Origin of the sequence: Sphingobium sp. (assembly GCF_036170395.1) — a bacterium.
In the GTDB taxonomy this organism is placed as follows: Bacteria; Pseudomonadota; Alphaproteobacteria; order Sphingomonadales; family Sphingomonadaceae; genus Sphingobium.
On record NZ_JAVHPD010000009.1, the window covers coordinates 34,935 to 52,381 of the forward strand.

The 17,447-nt window shown below is 66.9% G+C and carries 21 protein-coding genes; 13 read left to right on the forward strand and 8 right to left on the reverse strand.

The features are described from left to right. The first annotated feature begins 56 nt into the window (after positions 1–56). The 6 genes from V2B31_RS03535 (at position 57) to V2B31_RS03560 (ending at position 2,903) form a co-directional block, all read left to right on the forward strand. Positions 57–1,100 (forward strand): hypothetical protein, encoded by a 1,044-nt coding sequence (locus V2B31_RS03535; RefSeq protein ID WP_328275347.1) that lies wholly within the window; start codon positions 57–59, stop codon positions 1,098–1,100. 192 nt (positions 1,101–1,292) lie between these two features. Further along, positions 1,293–1,505, forward strand: a complete 213-nt coding sequence (locus V2B31_RS03540) for a cold-shock protein (protein ID WP_328275351.1) — start codon at positions 1,293–1,295, stop codon at positions 1,503–1,505. A gap of 75 nt (positions 1,506–1,580) precedes the next feature. Continuing rightward, positions 1,581–1,769 carry a hypothetical protein gene (locus V2B31_RS03545; RefSeq protein ID WP_328275355.1) on the forward strand — a complete coding sequence of 63 codons (189 nt, stop codon included), beginning with the start codon at positions 1,581–1,583 and terminating at the stop codon, positions 1,767–1,769. A 79-nt stretch (positions 1,770–1,848) separates the two neighbouring features. After that, positions 1,849–2,118: a hypothetical protein gene (locus V2B31_RS03550; protein WP_328275357.1), complete on the forward strand. Its 270-nt coding sequence runs from the start codon at positions 1,849–1,851 to the stop codon at positions 2,116–2,118. An 84-nt stretch (positions 2,119–2,202) separates the two neighbouring features. Next, on the forward strand, positions 2,203–2,415 hold the full coding sequence (locus tag V2B31_RS03555; protein ID WP_328275359.1) for a hypothetical protein: 213 nt from the start codon (positions 2,203–2,205) through the stop codon (positions 2,413–2,415). Between the two features lie 134 nt (positions 2,416–2,549). Further along, complete coding sequence (locus V2B31_RS03560; RefSeq protein ID WP_328275363.1) at positions 2,550–2,903, forward strand: glycine zipper 2TM domain-containing protein; 354 nt, start codon at positions 2,550–2,552, stop codon at positions 2,901–2,903. A 57-nt stretch (positions 2,904–2,960) separates the two neighbouring features. Here the strand turns inward: V2B31_RS03560 and V2B31_RS03565 are convergent, their stop codons facing one another. The 6 genes from V2B31_RS03565 to nhaA all read right to left on the reverse strand — a co-directional run bounded on the left by V2B31_RS03565 (position 2,961) and on the right by nhaA (position 8,106). Further along, positions 2,961–3,890 carry an electron transfer flavoprotein subunit alpha/FixB family protein gene (locus V2B31_RS03565; protein WP_328275365.1) on the reverse strand — a complete coding sequence of 310 codons (930 nt, stop codon included), beginning with the start codon at positions 3,888–3,890 and terminating at the stop codon, positions 2,961–2,963. A gap of 128 nt (positions 3,891–4,018) precedes the next feature. Continuing rightward, positions 4,019–4,768: an electron transfer flavoprotein subunit beta/FixA family protein gene (locus V2B31_RS03570; protein ID WP_328275369.1), complete on the reverse strand. Its 750-nt coding sequence runs from the start codon at positions 4,766–4,768 to the stop codon at positions 4,019–4,021. A gap of 96 nt (positions 4,769–4,864) precedes the next feature. Next, positions 4,865–6,064 carry an ADP-forming succinate--CoA ligase subunit beta gene (sucC, locus tag V2B31_RS03575; RefSeq protein WP_328275372.1) on the reverse strand — a complete coding sequence of 400 codons (1,200 nt, stop codon included), beginning with the start codon at positions 6,062–6,064 and terminating at the stop codon, positions 4,865–4,867. Between the two features lie 145 nt (positions 6,065–6,209). Beyond that, positions 6,210–6,527 carry a hypothetical protein gene (locus V2B31_RS03580; protein WP_328275375.1) on the reverse strand — a complete coding sequence of 106 codons (318 nt, stop codon included), beginning with the start codon at positions 6,525–6,527 and terminating at the stop codon, positions 6,210–6,212. 74 nt (positions 6,528–6,601) lie between these two features. Continuing rightward, positions 6,602–6,775, reverse strand: a complete 174-nt coding sequence (locus V2B31_RS03585; RefSeq protein WP_328275377.1) for a hypothetical protein — start codon at positions 6,773–6,775, stop codon at positions 6,602–6,604. 113 nt (positions 6,776–6,888) lie between these two features. Next, on the reverse strand, positions 6,889–8,106 hold the full coding sequence (gene nhaA, locus V2B31_RS03590; RefSeq protein ID WP_328275379.1) for a Na+/H+ antiporter NhaA: 1,218 nt from the start codon (positions 8,104–8,106) through the stop codon (positions 6,889–6,891). Positions 8,107–8,215: 109 nt separating this feature from the next. Here nhaA and V2B31_RS03595 point away from each other — a divergent pair, with 109 nt between their 5' ends. The 5 genes from V2B31_RS03595 to V2B31_RS03615 all read left to right on the forward strand — a co-directional run bounded on the left by V2B31_RS03595 (position 8,216) and on the right by V2B31_RS03615 (position 13,834). Next, positions 8,216–9,646, forward strand: coding sequence for a glycosyl transferase family protein (locus V2B31_RS03595; RefSeq protein WP_328275503.1), 1,431 nt, complete (start codon positions 8,216–8,218; stop codon positions 9,644–9,646). Next, the gene (locus tag V2B31_RS03600) at positions 9,643–10,728 is read left to right on the forward strand and encodes a hypothetical protein (RefSeq protein ID WP_328275381.1); all 1,086 of its coding nucleotides are present in this window, start codon (positions 9,643–9,645) and stop codon (positions 10,726–10,728) included. Before V2B31_RS03595 ends, V2B31_RS03600 begins: the two co-directional genes overlap by 4 nt. A gap of 47 nt (positions 10,729–10,775) precedes the next feature. Continuing rightward, on the forward strand, positions 10,776–11,690 hold the full coding sequence (locus V2B31_RS03605; protein ID WP_328275383.1) for a sulfite exporter TauE/SafE family protein: 915 nt from the start codon (positions 10,776–10,778) through the stop codon (positions 11,688–11,690). Further along, positions 11,690–12,448: a TIGR02186 family protein gene (locus tag V2B31_RS03610; protein WP_328275385.1), complete on the forward strand. Its 759-nt coding sequence runs from the start codon at positions 11,690–11,692 to the stop codon at positions 12,446–12,448. The genes V2B31_RS03605 and V2B31_RS03610 overlap by 1 nt, the downstream gene beginning before the upstream one ends. 75 nt (positions 12,449–12,523) lie before the next feature. After that, positions 12,524–13,834: a DUF3422 domain-containing protein gene (locus V2B31_RS03615; protein ID WP_328275387.1), complete on the forward strand. Its 1,311-nt coding sequence runs from the start codon at positions 12,524–12,526 to the stop codon at positions 13,832–13,834. Here the strand turns inward: V2B31_RS03615 and V2B31_RS03620 are convergent. Beyond that, positions 13,828–14,802, reverse strand: a complete 975-nt coding sequence (locus V2B31_RS03620; RefSeq protein ID WP_328275389.1) for a threonine ammonia-lyase — start codon at positions 14,800–14,802, stop codon at positions 13,828–13,830. The two genes, V2B31_RS03615 and V2B31_RS03620, sit on opposite strands and share 7 nt — an antisense overlap. A gap of 115 nt (positions 14,803–14,917) precedes the next feature. Between V2B31_RS03620 and V2B31_RS03625 the strand changes: the two genes are divergently transcribed. Beyond that, positions 14,918–15,799, forward strand: coding sequence for an SPFH domain-containing protein (locus V2B31_RS03625; protein WP_328275391.1), 882 nt, complete (start codon positions 14,918–14,920; stop codon positions 15,797–15,799). Positions 15,800–15,807: 8 nt separating this feature from the next. Next, positions 15,808–16,017 (forward strand): toxin-antitoxin system HicB family antitoxin, encoded by a 210-nt coding sequence (locus tag V2B31_RS03630; RefSeq protein ID WP_328275393.1) that lies wholly within the window; start codon positions 15,808–15,810, stop codon positions 16,015–16,017. 61 nt (positions 16,018–16,078) lie between these two features. Here V2B31_RS03630 and V2B31_RS03635 read toward each other — a convergent pair whose 3' ends face one another. Further along, positions 16,079–17,434, reverse strand: a complete 1,356-nt coding sequence (locus V2B31_RS03635; protein ID WP_328275396.1) for an SPOR domain-containing protein — start codon at positions 17,432–17,434, stop codon at positions 16,079–16,081. Between the last annotated feature and the right edge of the window lie 13 nt (positions 17,435–17,447).

Here is a 17,447-nt window from a genome sequence, read left to right on the forward strand (position 1 = left end):
CCCCAAATCTGCCTACCCTCCCGGCAAAGCATCCCTCAACTCGCAGGAGCCTTGCCATGACCATGCAATTCCCGCCCCTCCCCACCCCCGCCGAGCAAGTCCGCGTCGACGGCTGGTCCCCCGCGCGCCAGCGGCGTTTTCTCGAAACCCTCGCCGCCACCGGCGTCGTCCGCCTCGCCTGCGAAAGCGTCCGCATCACCGCGCGCAGCGCCTATGCGCTTCGCATCCGCCGCGACGGCGCGGCCTTCCGCCTCGGCTGGGACGCGGCGATCCTCATCGCCCGCGCGCGCCTCGCTGACGATCTGCTCGCGCGCGCCATCACCGGCTGCACCGACACCATCCAGCGCGATGAGGAGAATTTCCAGGTCACCCGCCACCGCCACGACAATCGCCTCGCCATGTCGATGCTCTCGCGGCTCGACCGCATGGCGGACAATCCGCCCGAAGGCTCCGACGCCGCGCTCGCCCGCGTCGTCGCGCAGGATTTCGTTGCCTTCCTCGACCTCATCTGTGACGAGGAAGCGGTGAAGGCGGAGGTCGATCGCGATCACCTCCCCGCCACCGGCGCGGAGCCCTCCGCGCGCGAGATGGAGGACGCCCGCCTGCTCGACGGCAGCCAGCCCGCCACCCCAGACCCGATCGAGGAGGACGCCGCCCAGACCCTCGCGCCTGCCGCCTCGGTCGCCATGTTCATCGCCGCTCGCCTCGCCGTGCATAAGGCGCAGCCGCCCGTCTTTTCGGACTCCCTGCAACGGTGTGAACTTCGCCCTGCCAGCCCCCACATCCGGCTCGACACGCTGCCGCCGGAGGAGGCCGCCACTCGCCTGCGCGGCGTCTGGTTCGATGAGGACAAGGATCGCTGGCGCACCGATTATCCCGCGCCCCCCGGTTTCGACGGCGATCAGGAAGATGACGTCTATGAAATCGACTATTATGACCGCGATCTGACGGCGGCGGAGGAACAGGCGATGGCGGAGCGGCAGGAGGCCGAGCGCCGCCCCTATGAGGAAGCCGCCGCCCGCGCCCGCGACGCCTTTTTCGGCTTCGTCGCCGCCTCCGCGCCGGCCGCTGCGGCGCGCGCGGGGGCGCGTCCCGGCTGATCCCGCGCGCGCTCCGCCGCTCCCCGCTCGCCCGCCGATTTGCTATTGCCGCCGCGATCCCCTATATGGGTCGGGCTATAGTCGCAAATCGACGGTCTTTGGCGCTTTGCGGCACCTGTTTCCTTCTTTCCCTGCCCCTTTAGCCCTTGGTCCGTTCACACGGAGCGGGCCGCAACGAAAGAAGGACTCATCATGAGCATCACCGGAACCGTCAAATTCTTCAACGCCGACAAGGGCTATGGCTTCATCGCCCCCGATGGCGGCGGTCAGGACGCGTTCGTCCACATCACCGCGCTGGAGCGTGCCGGCATCGCCAACCTCCAGGAAAAGGACCGCGTGTCCTATGATCTGGAGCAGGATCGCCGTGGCAAAATGGCCGCGGTGAACATCGCCCACGCCGACTAAGCGTTTCAGGGCCGTCCGGGCGGCGCGATTGTCGTCGCGCCGCCCGACTCCCGTCCCTCGCAAAAGGAGCGACCCATGGCCCATCCCGATTACCACGCCCTCGCCGCCGAAGCCCGCAGCCAGGCCGACGCCGCCGTGCTGGACAATGTCCGCGACCGCTGCCTGCGGTCCGAAGCCGCCTTCCTCGCCATCGCCCATCGCCAGGACCGCGTCGACCGCAGCCGCGCTCTGCGCGAAGCCGGCGAACCCGCCGTCACCGACTAACCTGGATCAGGGTCTTCCGCGGGAACCCCTGCGCCCCGCCTTCCGTTGTCGGGCAGCCTCCCCCGATGAAGGAAGACCCATGCTCCGCACCCTCGCCCTCGTCGCCGGCGCCGCGCTCGGCTGGAAATATGCGACCCAAGCCGGCGACAGCCCTCTGCCCGACGCTCTTTCGGCCCAGGACGATCCCGGCCACACCCCCGCCGACCTGCTGACCGACGCCCACCCCGACGGCGCCCAGCGCGCCGAAGACCATTACCGCCCCGATCCGACCGCCCCCGTCTCCGCCGAAGACCGCGAAAGCCTGCGCCCCGTCACCATGCCCGCGCCGCACGACCCGCCGGGCCGCTGAACCGTTCTGCCCCGGCGTCTAAAAACCCGGAACCCTTCGCCGTCCGACCGGTTATCTCCCCAAACCCATCCCAAGGAGACCAACATGATCCGCACCCTGATCTTCGGCGCCATCGCCGGCTATGTCGGCAAGAAGCTCTATGACGAAGGCAAGCTGACCGAGTTCAAGAACGACCTCGTCGGCCGCTACAACGACGCCAAGGCGAAGCTCGACGAACAGCGCACCTCGGACAACACGCCGACCGCCCCGCTGGTCAGTTCGGCCGGTGCCGGCAATACCGCGCCGCTCGCTCACTGATTGCCTTTCCGGCGGCCCTGCCCCCCGCTCGCCGCCGGTCGCCGCCCGCTCGCTGCCATATCCCCCCTCTCATGGCAGCGGCGGGCGGTTTCTCATGCCGGCATCCAGCCGGCGACACAGTGAGGAGAGCCACCATGCGCAAACCCATCCTCGCCGCAGCCATGCTGGCGATGCTGCCCCTCGGCGCTTGCACGTCGGACAATTATGGCGGCGGCTACGGCTATGACCGCCCCAGCGACCGCCGCGGCCCGCCCCGCCGCTGGCGGCAGATGCGCGACAATGATGAAATCTATCGCGACCGCGACGGTCGCTATTATTGCAAGCGCGACGATGGCACCACCGGCACCATCGTCGGCGCCATCGCCGGCGGCGTGCTCGGCAATGTCATCGCTCCGGGCGGTTCCAAGACGCTCGGCACCATCCTCGGCGCCGGCGGCGGTGCGCTCGCCGGCCGTGCCATCGACAAGAATGACGTCCGCTGCGAGTAACAACAAAAAAGGCGTGGGGATCGCTCCCCACGCCCTGTCCTACATCGTGACGATGCGTTACAGCTTCTCGGTAAGCTCGGGCACCAGCTTGAACAAATCACCGACCAGACCGATGTCCGCCACCTGAAAGATCGGCGCGTCCTCGTCCTTGTTGATGGCGATGATGGTCTTGCTGTCCTTCATCCCCGCAAGATGCTGGATCGCGCCGGAAATGCCGACCGCGACATAGACCTCCGGCGCGACGATCTTGCCGGTCTGCCCGACCTGATAGTCGTTGGGCACATAGCCCGCATCCACCGCCGCCCGGCTCGCGCCCACCGCCGCGCCCAGCTTGTCGGCCAGCGGGAAGATGAGCTGCTCGAACGTCTCGCCGTCCTTCAGCGCCCGGCCGCCGGACACGATCACCTTCGCGCTGGTCAGCTCGGGACGCTCCAGCTTGGCGATCTCCGCGCCGACAAAAGAGGACAGCCCCTTGTCCCCGGTCGAGGCCACCGCCTCCACCGCGCCGCTGCCGCCTTCGCTTGCCGCCTTCTCGAAGGCGGTGCCGCGCACGGTAATGACCTTCTTGGCGTCTTTGGACTGGACGGTCGCAATCGCGTTGCCCGCATAGATGGGCCGCGTGAACGTGTCCTCGCTTTCGACCGAGAGGATGTCGCTGATCTGCATGACGTCGAGCAAAGCGGCGACGCGCGGCGCGATATTCTTGCCGTTGCTGGTGGCGGGCGCCACGAACGCATCATGGCTGCCCATCAGCTCGACGATCAGCGGCGCGACATTCTCAGCCAGCGCATGACCCAACGCCGCATCGTCGGCGACATGGACCTTGCCGACGCCGGCGATCTTCGCGGCGGCTTCGGCGACCCCGGACACGCCTTCGCCCGCGACCAGCAGATGCACCTCACCGAGCTTGCCTGCGGCGGTGACGGCAGAAAGCGTCGCATCCTTGACCGCGCCGCCTTCATGTTCAACCCAAACCAGAGTCTTCATATGCAATTCCTTTCAAAATCCATCCCGTTCGCCCTGAGCCTGTCGAAGGGCTTAGCCGAGCTTGTCGAGGCTGCTTCGCCTCCGCTCGGCACTAGGCTTCGACTTCGCTCAGCCCGAACGGCGCAGGATCAAGCGGCGACGCCCAGCGCCTTCAGCTTAGCCACCAGTTCATCGACATCGGCGACCTTGACGCCAGCCGAGCGCTTGGCCGGCTCGACCACCTTCAGCGTCGAGAGACGCGGCGAGATGTCCACGCCGTAGTCGGCGGGCGTCTTGGTGGCGAGCGGCTTGCTCTTGGCCTTCATGATGTTGGGCAGCGAGGCATAGCGCGGCTCATTGAGCCGCAGGTCGGTGGTGATGATCGCCGGGGTGGAGAGCTTCACCGTCTCCAGCCCGCCATCGACCTCACGGGTCACCGACACGCTATCGCCCTCGACCTCGACCTTCGACGCGAACGTGCCCTGCGGCCGGCCCAGCAGCGCGGCGAGCATCTGCCCAGTCTGGTTGCTGTCATCGTCGATCGCCTGCTTGCCCAGGATTATGAGGCCAGCGCCTTCCTCTTCCTGCACCTTGGCGAGCAGCTTGGCGACGCCCAGCGGTTCGACCTCATCGTCGGTCTGGATCAGGATCGCGCGGTCCGCGCCCATGGCGAGCGCGGTGCGGAGCGTCTCCTGCGCCTTGGCGACGCCGATGGACACCGCGACGATCTCGGTCGCGACGCCCTTTTCCTTCAAGCGGATGGCTTCCTCGACCGCGATCTCGTCGAACGGGTTCATGCTCATCTTGACGTTGGCCAGGTCCACGCCCGTCCCGTCCGCTTTCACCCGCGGCTTCACATTATAGTCGATGACCCGCTTGACGGGCACCAGGATCTTCATGGCAACATCCTCCTTATCAAATGCCAGCGCGGGCGCGGGCGGCCCGTTCCCGGACCTCCCGCACCCTCAATATGGTCGTTCAGGCTGGTGAGAGCGTCAGGCCGCCTTCCTCACTTCCGCCACGATCTTCTTGGCCGCGTCGCCCAGATCGTCCGCCGGGACGATGGGCAGGCCCGAATTGGCCAAAATGTCCTTGCCCTGCTGCACGTTGGTGCCTTCCAGGCGGACGACCAGCGGCACCGACAGGTTCACTTCCTTGGCGGCGGCGACGATGCCGTTGGCGATGATGTCGCACTTCATGATGCCGCCAAAGATGTTGACCAGGATGCCCTTCACCGCCGGGTCTTTCAGGATGATCTTGAACGCCGCCGTCACCTTCTCGGTGCTGGCGCCGCCGCCCACGTCCAGGAAGTTGGCGGGGAATTCGCCATTGAGTTTGATGATGTCCATCGTCGCCATGGCGAGGCCAGCGCCGTTCACCATGCAGCCGATATTGCCGTCCAGCTTGATATAGGCGAGGTCGTACTTGGACGCTTCGACTTCGGCCGCATCTTCCTCAGTGAGGTCGCGCAGTTCGGCGATGTCCTTGTGGCGGAACATGGCGTTGCCGTCGAAACCAACCTTGGCGTCGAGCACCAGCAGGTTGCCCTGCTCGGTCAGCGCCAGCGGGTTGACCTCGATCTGCTCGGCATCGGTGTCGAGGAAGGCGGCGTAGAGCGAGGAAGCGACCTTGGCCGCCTGCTTCGCCTGATCGCCGGTCAGACCCAGCGCGGCGGCGACGGTGCGGCCATGATGCGGCTGAAAGCCCGAAGCCGGATCGACCGAGAAGCTGTGGATTTTTTCAGGCGTCGAGTGCGCGACTTCCTCGATGTCCATGCCGCCTTCGGTCGACACGACGAAAGCGACGCGGCTGGTGGCGCGGTCGACCAGCAGCGCCAGGTAGAATTCCTTGGCGATGTCCGCCCCGTCGGTGACATAGAGGCGGTTGACCTGCTTGCCTGCGTCGCCGGTCTGGATCGTCACCAGCGTGTTGCCCAGCATGTCGGTGGCATGAGCCTTCACCTCATCGAGGCTGAAGGCCAGGCGGACGCCGCCCTTCGCATCGGGGCCGAGTTCCTTGAACTTGCCCTTGCCGCGCCCGCCGGCATGGATTTGCGACTTTACGACATAGAGCGGTCCGGGCAGCTTCTTGGCGGCCTCGACCGCCTCATCGACCGAGAAGGCGGCATAGCCGGCGGCGATGGGCGCGCCATATTTCGCCAGCAGTTCCTTGGCCTGATATTCGTGGATGTTCATGGGCTCGCCCGTCCTTGTACGTTGAAGCGGATGGCAAGCGGCTAAGCACAGGCGTCTCGGAGACGCCAGCAAATTTCGCAAAATGACTTTGCAAAATTGCAAAAGGCGCAGCGCGGCAGTGCGGCAATATATTGCGAAATGCGGCTCAAAAGGCGCAGGAAATCGCCGCTCGGCTGGTGACGGAAATGATCTCGGGATCCTGCAAAGCACGCAGCTTGTGCAGCAGTTCATCCACCGAAAGGCCGCTGCTGTGAGACTTGCGGATCGATCCCAGCGATTGGAGCCGCCGCAGTTGCAGCAGGCTCAGTCGATCGGCCATCTTCGGCGCCATGCAAGCCGCCATCCGGGGCGATAATCCCGCATCGACCAACCCGGACCGCAACCGCGATTCGGGCGAGAGGGAAGCGCAAGCGGGCAGCAGCAGAAGCGCCACGACGACAGGGGAACGAGGGACGATCATCATGCCGACACCCATGGCCGCCGATGCCCGCATGGGCAAGAGCGGACGCATCGCGGCGCGTCGTGCTGCGGCCGCTCTCAGTGCGCCAGCGCCACCAGCTTCATATTTTCCTGACGATAGGCGTCGATCTGCTCGCTATAGCCCTTCGCCAGCCCCTCATAGGCCGCTCTCCCCTTCGGCGAGCGGCTGCTTTGTGCGTGGATCAAAGCCATCTGCTGCCGATGCAGCAGATAATTCACATCCTTCTCCATATCTCGCCCTCCTCTATTATCGTTCAAGAGTGTGGTCGAATTGGCGCGCGACGGCCCTGCACCGTGCATGCGGGAGCAAGTTTACCATCAATTTTCACGCTTGGCGAATCGGCTCAGGCGGAAGGCTCGGCGGCCCGTCGTGCCGGCGCGGCGATCCAGCGCAGCACGCCGTAGCCGGCCAGCGCCGACAGCAGCGATCCCATGAGAACGCCGCCCTTGGCTTCCTCGATCAGCGCCGGCGCGGTCGGAAAAGCGAGCGCGCCGATGAACAGGCTCATGGTGAAGCCGATGCCGCACAGCAGCGCCATGCCATAGACCTGCCCCCAGCCGGCGCCGCCGGGTCGCTCGGCGATTCCCAGCCGCGCCGCGACCCAGATCGCGCCGAATATGCCAAGCTGCTTGCCGATGAAGAGTCCCAGAGCCACCGCCAGCGGCAGCGGGGCAAGCAAGGCGGCGAAGGTGCCGCCGTTCAGCACCAGCCCGGCATTGGCGAAGCCGAACAGCGGCACGATCAGATAGGCGCTCCAGGGATGGATGCCATGCTCCAGCCGATGCAGCGGACTGTCTTGGGCATCCGGCGCGGCCGGCGTGCGCCGCAGCGGCACCGCCATCGCCGCCAGCACACCGGCCACGGTCGCATGGACGCCCGACAGCAGGGTCAGATACCAGAGCAGCAGGAAGCCGATGAGATAGGCGGGCAACGCCTTCACCCCAATCCGGTTGAGTCCAAACAGGGCAGCCAGGACGGCCGCAGCCCCGCCAAGCGCCGCGACATCCAGATGCTGGGTATAGAAGAGCGCGATGATGGCGACAGCGCCCATATCATCGACGATGGCGATGGCGGTCAGCACCAGCTTGAGCGACGCCGGCGCCCGGTCGCCCAGCAGCGCCAGCACGCCGATGGCAAAGGCAATGTCGGTCGCCGCCGGGATCGCCCACCCGTCGCCAAGATCCGACCGGCCACCTGTGACCAGCAGATAGACAAGGGCCGGCGCAACCATGCCCGCCACCGCCGCAAGCACCGGCAGCCGCCGTCGCTCCCAGGTCGAAAGCTCGCCATCCACGAACTCGCGTTTGATCTCCAGCCCGACCAGCAGGAAGAAGATCGCCATCAACCCGTCATTGATCCACAGATGCGGCGTCATCGGGCCGATGGCGGAGGACAGCAGCGGCCCCACAGGCGCGTGGAGCAGGTCATGATAGAGATGCCCCGCCGCCCCCGGCAGGTTGGCGGCGATCATCGCCAGCGCTGATGCGATCATCAGCAGCACGGCACCGCCCGCCTGACTTCGCAGAAACGCGCGTATTACCGATGGTTGCCGACGGCTCATGGCATGTGTCCCATGATCTGCTCAAAGAGCAGTAGACGATCCAGGTCAACCCGCCGGATAGAATTGTATAAAATATGTTACTGTCTTGGAACGAGCCCGCGCAAATGGCATGGTCCCGCCATGGCGCGTTGGGAGGCACGTCTTGGGCGAGATGCTGATGACGGGCCTTGGCGGCCTATACCGGGAAGTGCTGCTCTTCGCCGCCATCGGCATAGCGATTGGCGGGATCGACGACCTGCTTGTCGATATCCTCTTCGTCTGCCGCCGCGCCTGGCGTGACCTGACCGTCTATGCGCGCCATCCGCGCATGACGACCGCAAGCCTGCCGCGCTCCGCCACGCCCGGCCGCATCGCCATTTTCATCCCCGCCTGGCAGGAGGCGGACGTCATCGGGCCGATGCTGCGCACCGCGCTGCGCCGGTGGCGGGAGGATGACTATCGCATCTTCGTCGGCGCCTATCCCAACGACCCGCAGACCATCGCTGCCATTACCCCCATCGCGGAGGGTGACCGGCGCGTTGTCCTGGGCGTCAACCCCCGCCCCGGCCCGACGACCAAGGCGGATTGCCTCAACCTGCTCTGGCAGGCGATGCAGGCGTCCGAAATCCGCGACGGAGTGCCGTTCAAGGCGGTCGTGCTGCATGACGCGGAGGATGTCGTCCATGCCGACGAAATCCGCCTGTTCGACTTCATGATCGACCGGTTCGACCTGGTGCAACTGCCCGTCCTGCCGCTACCGGGGAAAGGCCGCTGGCTGACCCGCGCTATTGCCGATCATTATTGTGACGAGTTCGCCGAAAGCCACGGCAAGTCTTTGACGGTGCGCGAATCCCTGGGCGCATCCATTCCCTCCGCCGGGGTCGCCTGTGCCTTCGATCGGCGGATGCTGGGGCGGCTGACCGATCCGGCGCATGGCGGCCCGTTCGATCCCACGTCGCTGACCGAAGATTATGAAGCCGGCCTGCGCATCGCCAATCTGGGCGGCCGGGGCGTGTTCGTGCGAATGCGCGACCGGCAGGGCGGCCTGGTCGCCACCCGCGAATATTTCCCCGACACGATCGAGTCGGCGGTGCGACAGAAAGCGCGCTGGATGGTGGGCATATCGCTCGCCGGGTGGGACCGGATGGGCTGGCACGGCGGCCCGGCCGAATGGTGGATGCGCGTGCGCGACCGGCGCGCGACGCTCGCAGCGCTGGTGCTGTTCGCCGCCTATCTCGCGCTCATCCTCTGGGCGCTGCTGGCGGTTCTGCGCTGGATCGTGCCAGTCCCGCCGCTGCCGCCCGCGCCGCTGCTGGACCTATTGCTTTGGCTGAACCTCTGGCTGATGGCGTGGCGCACTGCGGTGCGGGCGCTGTTTGTCCGCCGCACCTATGGCTGGCGTCAGGGCTTGGGGTCGGTTCCCCGCACCATCATCGCCAACTATATCGCGATCCTTGCCGCCCGGCGCGCCGTCTTCCTCTATGCCAAGTCGCTCTGGGGCGTACCGCTGCGCTGGGACAAGACCCAGCACCGCTTTCCCGAACTGCATGCCGACACATGACGAGCGCCGTCAACAGCCGCCCGCTGCGCTTCTTCTGCCTGCTGGCCGTGGGATGGACCGGCGCGCGGCTGGTAGGCCAGATGGCGCTGCTGCCCGATCCACCCTCCCGTGCCGCAATCGATTATGCCGCCAAGCCGCGCCAGCCCGTTCCGGCCCTGCCGCAGGCCGTCCTCGCCTCCACCGCCGTCGCGGCGCTGCCACCCGCGTTGCTGCGCCGCGCGCAAGGGCGCGCAGTTCCGTTCGTCCCTCAAGCCGCACCTGCGGCGCCGCGCATGGCCGTCACGCCGCGCGCCGACGATGCAATGCAGGTCGACCTCATGAATTTCATCATATTCACCGTCGCCTTCGCCAACCGCCATTTTGCGTCTGACCCGGACTATATGCGGCCGCGCCAGACCACCGCCGCGCCGCCGCCCATCCCGGTCGCTACGCCGCGCAGTCCCGATCGCTGGCGCGCAAGCGCCTGGACGCTTTGGCGCGAAGACGCGCCGAGCGGTGCGGATCTGGTGTCGGCGGGCCGGCTGGGCGGATCGCAGGCCGGGCTTCGGGTCGATTATGAGCTGATCCCGCAGGCCCGCAGCCGCGCTACCGCCTATGGCCGCCTCACCAGTGCGCTCCAGCGCCCCGCCGCCCCCGAAGCGGCGATCGGCCTCGCCTTTCAGCCCTCTCGCGCCATTCCGGTAACGGTGGCCGCAGAGCGCCGCATCGCGCTTGGCAAGGGCGCGCGCGACGCCACCAGCATCATGGTCGTGGGCGGCTTTGGTCCCGTCGATGTAGCGCCGCGCGTCCAGGCCGAAGCCTATGGCCAGGCGGGGATGGTCGGCCTTAGGCAACGCGACCTGTTTATCGACGGCAAGCTCTCGCTTCTCTCCCCCATTGCCCAATCCCTCCTGAAGATAGGCGGCGCGATCTCCGGCGGGGCGCAGCCCGGCGTCAGCCGGCTGGATGTCGGCCCGGAACTGCAACTACGCCTTCCTCTGCCGCACACGGGCGCGCGCATCGCGGTCGAATGGCGCGAGCGGGTCGCGGGAAATGCCCGTCCGGGCTCCGGCCTCGCCGTCACTCTGGCTGCCGATTTTTAAGCTCCAGCCTTCCGCTCGCACCGCTTTGGGGCTACCGCAGGGTCAGCATGGATCTCTACCTGCCCATCGCCAACCTGTCGGTCAACGCGCTGGTCATCATCGGCCTCGGCGGCGTCGTCGGCTTGCTGTCGGGCATGTTCGGTGTGGGCGGCGGGTTCCTGACGACGCCGCTGCTGATCTTCTACGGCATCCCGCCCACCGTCGCCGCCGCCTCGGCTGCCTCGCAGGTCACAGGCGCGAGCGTGTCCGGGGTCGTCACCCACATGGAGCGCGGCACTGTCGATTTCCGCATGGGCGGCGTGCTGATCGCGGGCGGCGTGGTCGGCGCGGGGCTCGGCGTCCTCATCTTCCGCCTGCTCCAGCAGCTTGGTCAGATCGATACGGTCATCGGCATTCTCTATGTGCTGATGCTCGGCGGCATCGGCGGGCTGATGGCGAAGGAATCGATCCAGGCGCTGGTCGCGCTCAAGACCGGCAAGCGGCTCCAGGCGCGCACCCGCAGGCATCATCCGCTGGTCGCCGCGCTGCCGATGCGCTGGCGCTTCTATCGCTCGGGCCTCTACATCTCGCCGCTCGCGCCGCTGCTGCTCGGCATAGCGACGGGCATCCTCACCATGTTGCTGGGGGTGGGCGGCGGCTTCATCCTGGTGCCGGCGATGCTCTATCTGCTGGGGATGACCACGCAGTCGGTTGTCGGCACATCGCTGTTCCAGATCCTGTTCGTCACGATGGCGACGACGATGATGCACGCCCTGACGACCAAGGCGGTCGATCTCGTCCTCGCCATGCTGCTGCTGATCGGCAGCGTCACCGGTGCACAGGTCGGCACCCGCATCTCCATGTCGATCCGCCCGGAATATCTGCGCATCCTGTTGGCGGCGATCGTGTTAATCGTCGCCTTCCGCATGGCGCTTGGCCTTGGCTGGCGGCCGGACGAAATCTACACGATCGAGCTGCGCTGATGCGCCGGCGCACCTTCGCCTTGATGCCGGCCGCGCTGCTGCTGAGCGCGGCCGACGCGCCCATATTGGTTCCCGACGTATCGCAGCGCGAAGTCGTGATCCAGTACAGCTTCACCGGCGCGGACCTGCTGCTGTTCGGCGCGATCGTCTATCCCGACGGACGCAAGCCGGAGCGGCCCGCCGACATCGTCGTTGTGTTGAAGGGGCCGGAACAGTCGATCGTGATGCGCGAAAAGCAGAAGGTCGCTGGCATCTGGGTCAATGCCGACACCGCCCGCTTCCGCTCCGCCCCCAGCTTCTACGCCATGGCCTCGTCCCGCCCGATCGACCGGATCGTGGATGACCGCACCGCCGCTATTTACGAACTGGGCGTGGACAAGCTTCAGCTCTCCCCCGCCTCGCTCAACGACAGCGAGGAAATCAGCCGCTTTCAGGCGGGGTTGGTCGATCTGCGCGACCGCGCGGGCTTGTTCGTGGAAAAGCCCGGCACGGTCGAAATCACCGACGGCGTTCTCTACCGCGCCCGCCTGCCGCTATCGGCCCGCGTCATCGTCGGCGATTATACCGCCGAGACATTTCTGGTGCAGGACGGCCGTGTCGTCGCCGCCGCCGTCCGCGACATCACCGTGCGCAAATCGGGCTTCGAGCAGTTCATGGCGACCGCTGCCGAACATTGGTCCTTCGCTTATGGTCTGGTCGCCATCGCCCTGGCGGTCGCTATGGGGTGGGCCGCCGGAGCGATCGCACGCCGGGTCTGAGACTGGCGCGCGGAAAGCGTTGCGCCGAGATCATTAGTCGGACTAAAAGCCAGATCAAGCGGCTGGGGAGCAGGCATGAGCATGGACAAGCACAGCGCGCCGGCGGACTTTCTCCGCCTGGCGGTTCGCAGCCATCCCCTGCGCGCCTCGCTTTCCCGCGAAATGCACATCCGCAAGATGCCACCGCTGCGCGCGCCGGCCCGGATGCTCCAGTTCGTCATGCAGGTAAGCGAAAGCGAAGCCCGGCAGAGCATTGCCGCCATAACCGACTTGCTCGCGGCGGAAGGCGTTGCCGCCGCGCCCGCCGAACGCTTCTTCGCCTGCCGCCTCGGCGATCTCGGCTTTGCCTGGGAACGGCATACCGAGTTCATGACCTACAGCTTCACGGTGGCAGGCGGCGGGGCGCCGTTCGATCTGACGCCTTTCGAGCGCGTTCCCGGCTGGATCGCGCAGCTACCGGGCGTCATTCTCCGCTCCAGCCAGATCGCGCTGGTCGACGCGCCGCCAGCGGAGGCCGACATCGCCCGCTGGTTCTCGCTCGACGACCTCGTCATCTCCGATGTTGCCCAGGGCCGCGCGCGTATCTGGAGCGACTTCCGCCTCCACCCGCGCGGCTTCGGCCAGTTGCTGATCGAGGATCGCGGGCTGGAGGGGGCTGAAACCGCGCAACTCGTCCAGCGGCTTCAGGAACTCGGCAACTACCGCAAGATGGCGCTGCTCGGCCTGCCCGAAGCGCAGCAAGCGACGCCTATCGTCACCGATCTGGAGCAAAGGCTGACTGCCATCACCACCCAGGTGGCCGAAAAGGAAGCCGATCCGGATCAGGTGCTCGATCGCCTCTCGGCGTTGAGCGCCGAACTGGCGCAGATCGTCGCCCGGACCCGCTACCGGATGAGCGCCACCCGCGCCTATGCCGACATCTGCTTCGACCGGCTGCGCCGGCTTGATGTAGCGCCGGTGCGGGGCTATGGCTCGCTCGATGATTTCACCGAGCGGCGGCTGCTGCCCGCGACCCGCACCTGCGATGCCTTCACGCGGCGGCTGGAGGATCTGTCGCAGCGCACTGCCTGGACCAGCGCCATGCTGCGGACCCGTGTCGATACCGCGCTCGCCCGGCGCAACCGCGACCTTCTGGCCTCGATGGACCGCCGCACCGGCCTCCAGCTACGCCTTCAGCACACGGTCGAGGGTCTGTCGGTTGTCGCGATCAGCTATTATGCGCTGGGGCTGCTCCATTATGTCCGGGAGGCGCTGGAGCATCAGGGGCTGCATTGGCCCGGCTGGCTCGACCTGGCGCTGATCCCCGTCACGATCCTCGCCGTGGGGCTGGGCCTGCGCCAGCTCAAGAAGGTGAAGCGCCCGCTGCGCAGCGACGCGGATCACTGACCCGCGCTGATGATCGCCGCAAACAGCGCCGGATCGACATTGCTGCCCGACACTATGACTACGCTCGCGCCTTCGCAGGGCGGCGCGACGCCGCTCAGCATCGCCGCCAGCGCTACCGCGCCGCCCGGTTCGACCACCAGCTTGAGCACCGAGAAAGCGAAGCGCATCGCCTCGCGAACCTGATCGTCGCTGACCACCAGCCCTCCGGCAAGCAAGGATTGATTGATCGGGAAGGTCAACGCGCCGGGACTGGGCGCCATCAACGCATCGCAGATGGTAAGCGCATCCGGCGCGACGCTCTCCCGCACCCCGCTCGCCAGCGACCGGGCCGTATCATCAAAGCCTGCAGGCTCGACCGTGTAGATGTCGGTAGCGGGATGGTGCGCCTTAACCGCGGTGGCGATGCCGGCGGTCAACCCGCCGCCGCCGCAACAGACCAGCAGCTGCCCGATTGTCACACCCGCCTCCGCCGCTTGCTCGACAATCTCCAGCCCCGCCGTCCCCTGCCCCGCGATGATCCAGGGATCGTCGAAGGACGGCACCAAAGTCGCGCCCCGGCTCTGCGCCAGCGCAGTGGCGATCTCCTCGCGACTCTCGCGATGCCGGTCATAGGTCACGACCTCAGCCCCCAGCGCGCGGGTGTTGGCGAGCTTGATGGCGGGCGCGTCGGCGGGCATCACGATCGTCGCCGGCATGTCCAGCAGACGCGCGGCCGCCGCGACACCCTGGGCATGATTGCCCGACGACCAGGCGACCACCCCCGCCGCCCTCTCGGCACCATCGAGGCGGGCGAGCCGGTTATATGCACCGCGAAACTTGAACGATCCGGTGCGCTGCGCGCCCTCGAACTTCAGCAGCACCCGCCGGCCGGCGCGCGCATTGAGCACGTCATTTTCCAGCAGCGGCGTTCGCACGGCGGCTGGCGCGATAACTCTCGCCGCGTCGATGATATCGTCCAGCTCAATCATGCCGGTCTCCTCTAAAGCCCGCCGTAAAGCGCAGCGCGCTCCTGGGCCATAGCCGGTTGCCCACTAGTGGCACATGATATAAAAATGATATCAGGTTTCGGGGAGGGACTCGATCATGGCGCTTCAGGCGACACGCGAACGCACCATTGCCACGATGAGCGGCTACATCATGCTGCTCCTGCTTTTGTTCTGCATCCTCGCTGCCCTGTATGGCTTTGCCGGAATGGGCGAAGGCAATGAGGGGACCGGCGCAGCGCTGCTGGTCGGCAGCCTGGCCCTTTTCGTCTTCATCTTATCGGGTTTCTATCTGATTCAGCCCAATCAAGCAGCGGCGATCCTGCTGTTCGGAGATTACAAGGGCACCGACCGCACGCCGGGTCTACGCTGGGTGCTGCCCTGGCTTGCCAAGCAGAAGATCAGCGTGCGCGCCCACAACGTTACGTCGGAAAAGCTCAAGATCAACGACAAGCGCGGCAATCCGGTCGAGATCGCCGCGAATGTCGTGTGGCGGGTCACGGACTCGGCGCAGGCGCTGTTCGATGTCGACGATTACAAGGCGTTTGTGGAAATTCAGATTGAGAGCGCGGTTCGGGCGATCGGGTCGCGCTACCCCTATGATGATTTCGAGCATGAGGAAAAGACGCTGCGCGGCGACGGCGCGCATGTCGCCGACGAGTTGCAGGCCGAATTGCAGGAGCGCGTGGCGATTGCCGGGGTCAGCATCGACGAATGTCGCCTGACCCATCTGGCTTATGCGCCGGAGATCGCGCAGGCGATGCTGCGCCGCCAACAGGCCGAGGCGGTGATCGCCGCACGGACCCGGCTCGTGGAAGGCGCGGTGACGATGGTCGAACTGGCGCTCGATCAGCTATCGGCCAAGAATGTGGTCGAGCTGGATGACGAAAGGCGCGCGGCGATGGTCAGCAATCTCATGGTAGTGCTCTGCGGCGAACGCGAGACCCAGCCCGTCGTCAACACCGGCACTCTTTATCAATAGGCGGTCAGGTGTCGAAGGATGACGCTTCCCTGCGCAAGGCCTTTCCCCTGCGTATCGACACCGCGCTCTACGAGGCGCTGGAGCGCTGCGCGGCTGCCGAGTTCCGAAGCGTCAATGCGCAGGTCGATATGCTGCTACGCGAAGCGTTGAAGCGACGCGGCGTCAGGCTGGCCGACCCGGAGGCGCGCCGGCGCGGCCGCCCGCCCGGCAAGGCATAAAAAGAAGGGCGCGCCCCGTCTTAAGACCACGCGCGCCCCTGAGGCTTGGGAGGAGAGTGGATCAGCGCGAGGCGAACTGGCGGCCCCGGCTTGCGACGGCCCAGCGCTGGGGCGTTGCGCCCGGCGCGGCCTCACGCACGAAGCACTGGCCCTTGTTCGACTGGATGATGCGACAGGCCGCCTGGGCGTCGCCGCGATTGGCGAAGCCACTGATCGCGAGGCGGTGGAACGCCTTGCCCTTGACCGTCGCCTGGCTGGTCAGCACCGGGAAGGCGGCCAGCGTGGCGTTGCGGCCGGCCATGCTCAGCCATTTTTCCTTGGCGATGGCGGGGCTGTCATAAGCGCCCAGTTGCACCACCCACCCGCTCGCGCCATTGGCGACTGGCTTCAGGAAGGCGACCTGCTGGACCTTGGCGGCGGGCATCGGCTGCGGCTTGGAGGTCGGCTTTGCGGCCGCCTTGGCGACGGGCTTCGCGACCGGCTTTCCGGCCTGATCCTCGACCACGAAGTCGCGGGCGGCGACGCGCACCGGCGTTTCGGGAGCCTTGATGGCCGGCGCTTGCTCCGCCACTGGCGCGGGTGCGGGTGTGGCCTCCGCCACAGCGACGGGCGCTTCGGGTTCGGGCGCGGCTTCCGGCGCGGCCTCGGCCATCTGCACCGGCATGTCGGCGGCAGGCGCGGCGAGCGCCAGGGCGACAGGCTGGCCCGGATCATTCTCGTTGAGGGCGACGCCCATCAGGGCCGCGACGCGCAGCGGGGCCAGGGAGGGTTCGGCGATCTGCGCCCAGTCGGAAATGCGCTTATTGGCGGCGAGCGGCTCCATGTCCATGCCCACCATCATGCGCGCGTCTTTCCAGCGGCCTGCGAGCGCAAAGGCATAGGCCAGATTCTGGCGTGTGCGCGCGGTCGCGGAGGGATCCTGGATCGCTTGGGTGAGGATGCGGACGCCCTCGATCGGGTCGCCCGCCATCGCCATCGCCAGGCCATAGTCGGCGGCGGGCACCGATCCGGCGTTGGCGGTCAGCAGGCTGCGCGCTTCGTCGGCGCGGCCCTGCGCCACCTTGACCAGCGCCAGGTTGACGATCGTGCTGGCGTCGCTGCTGCCCAGCGTCATCGCGTCGCTCAGCGCCGTGTCGGCGGAGGCGAAGCGGCCGGCGAGCACATAGGCGCGGCCCAGCATCTGGCGATAGGACGCGTTCTGCGGCGCAAGGCGGACGGCGGCCTCGGCGGCGTCTACTGCCTTGCCGGCATTGCGGGCGGCGAGCGCGCGCCCGGCCTCCTCGGCGAACTTGGCCGGATCAGCCTTCGGCTGCACGGCGGACGTGCGGGGATGATAAGCCGCGCCCGAGCAGCCCACCATGGTCGTGGCGACGATCAGCGATGACAGCGCCGCCTTTCCGAAATTGTTGCGGTTCATATGTCTACCCACC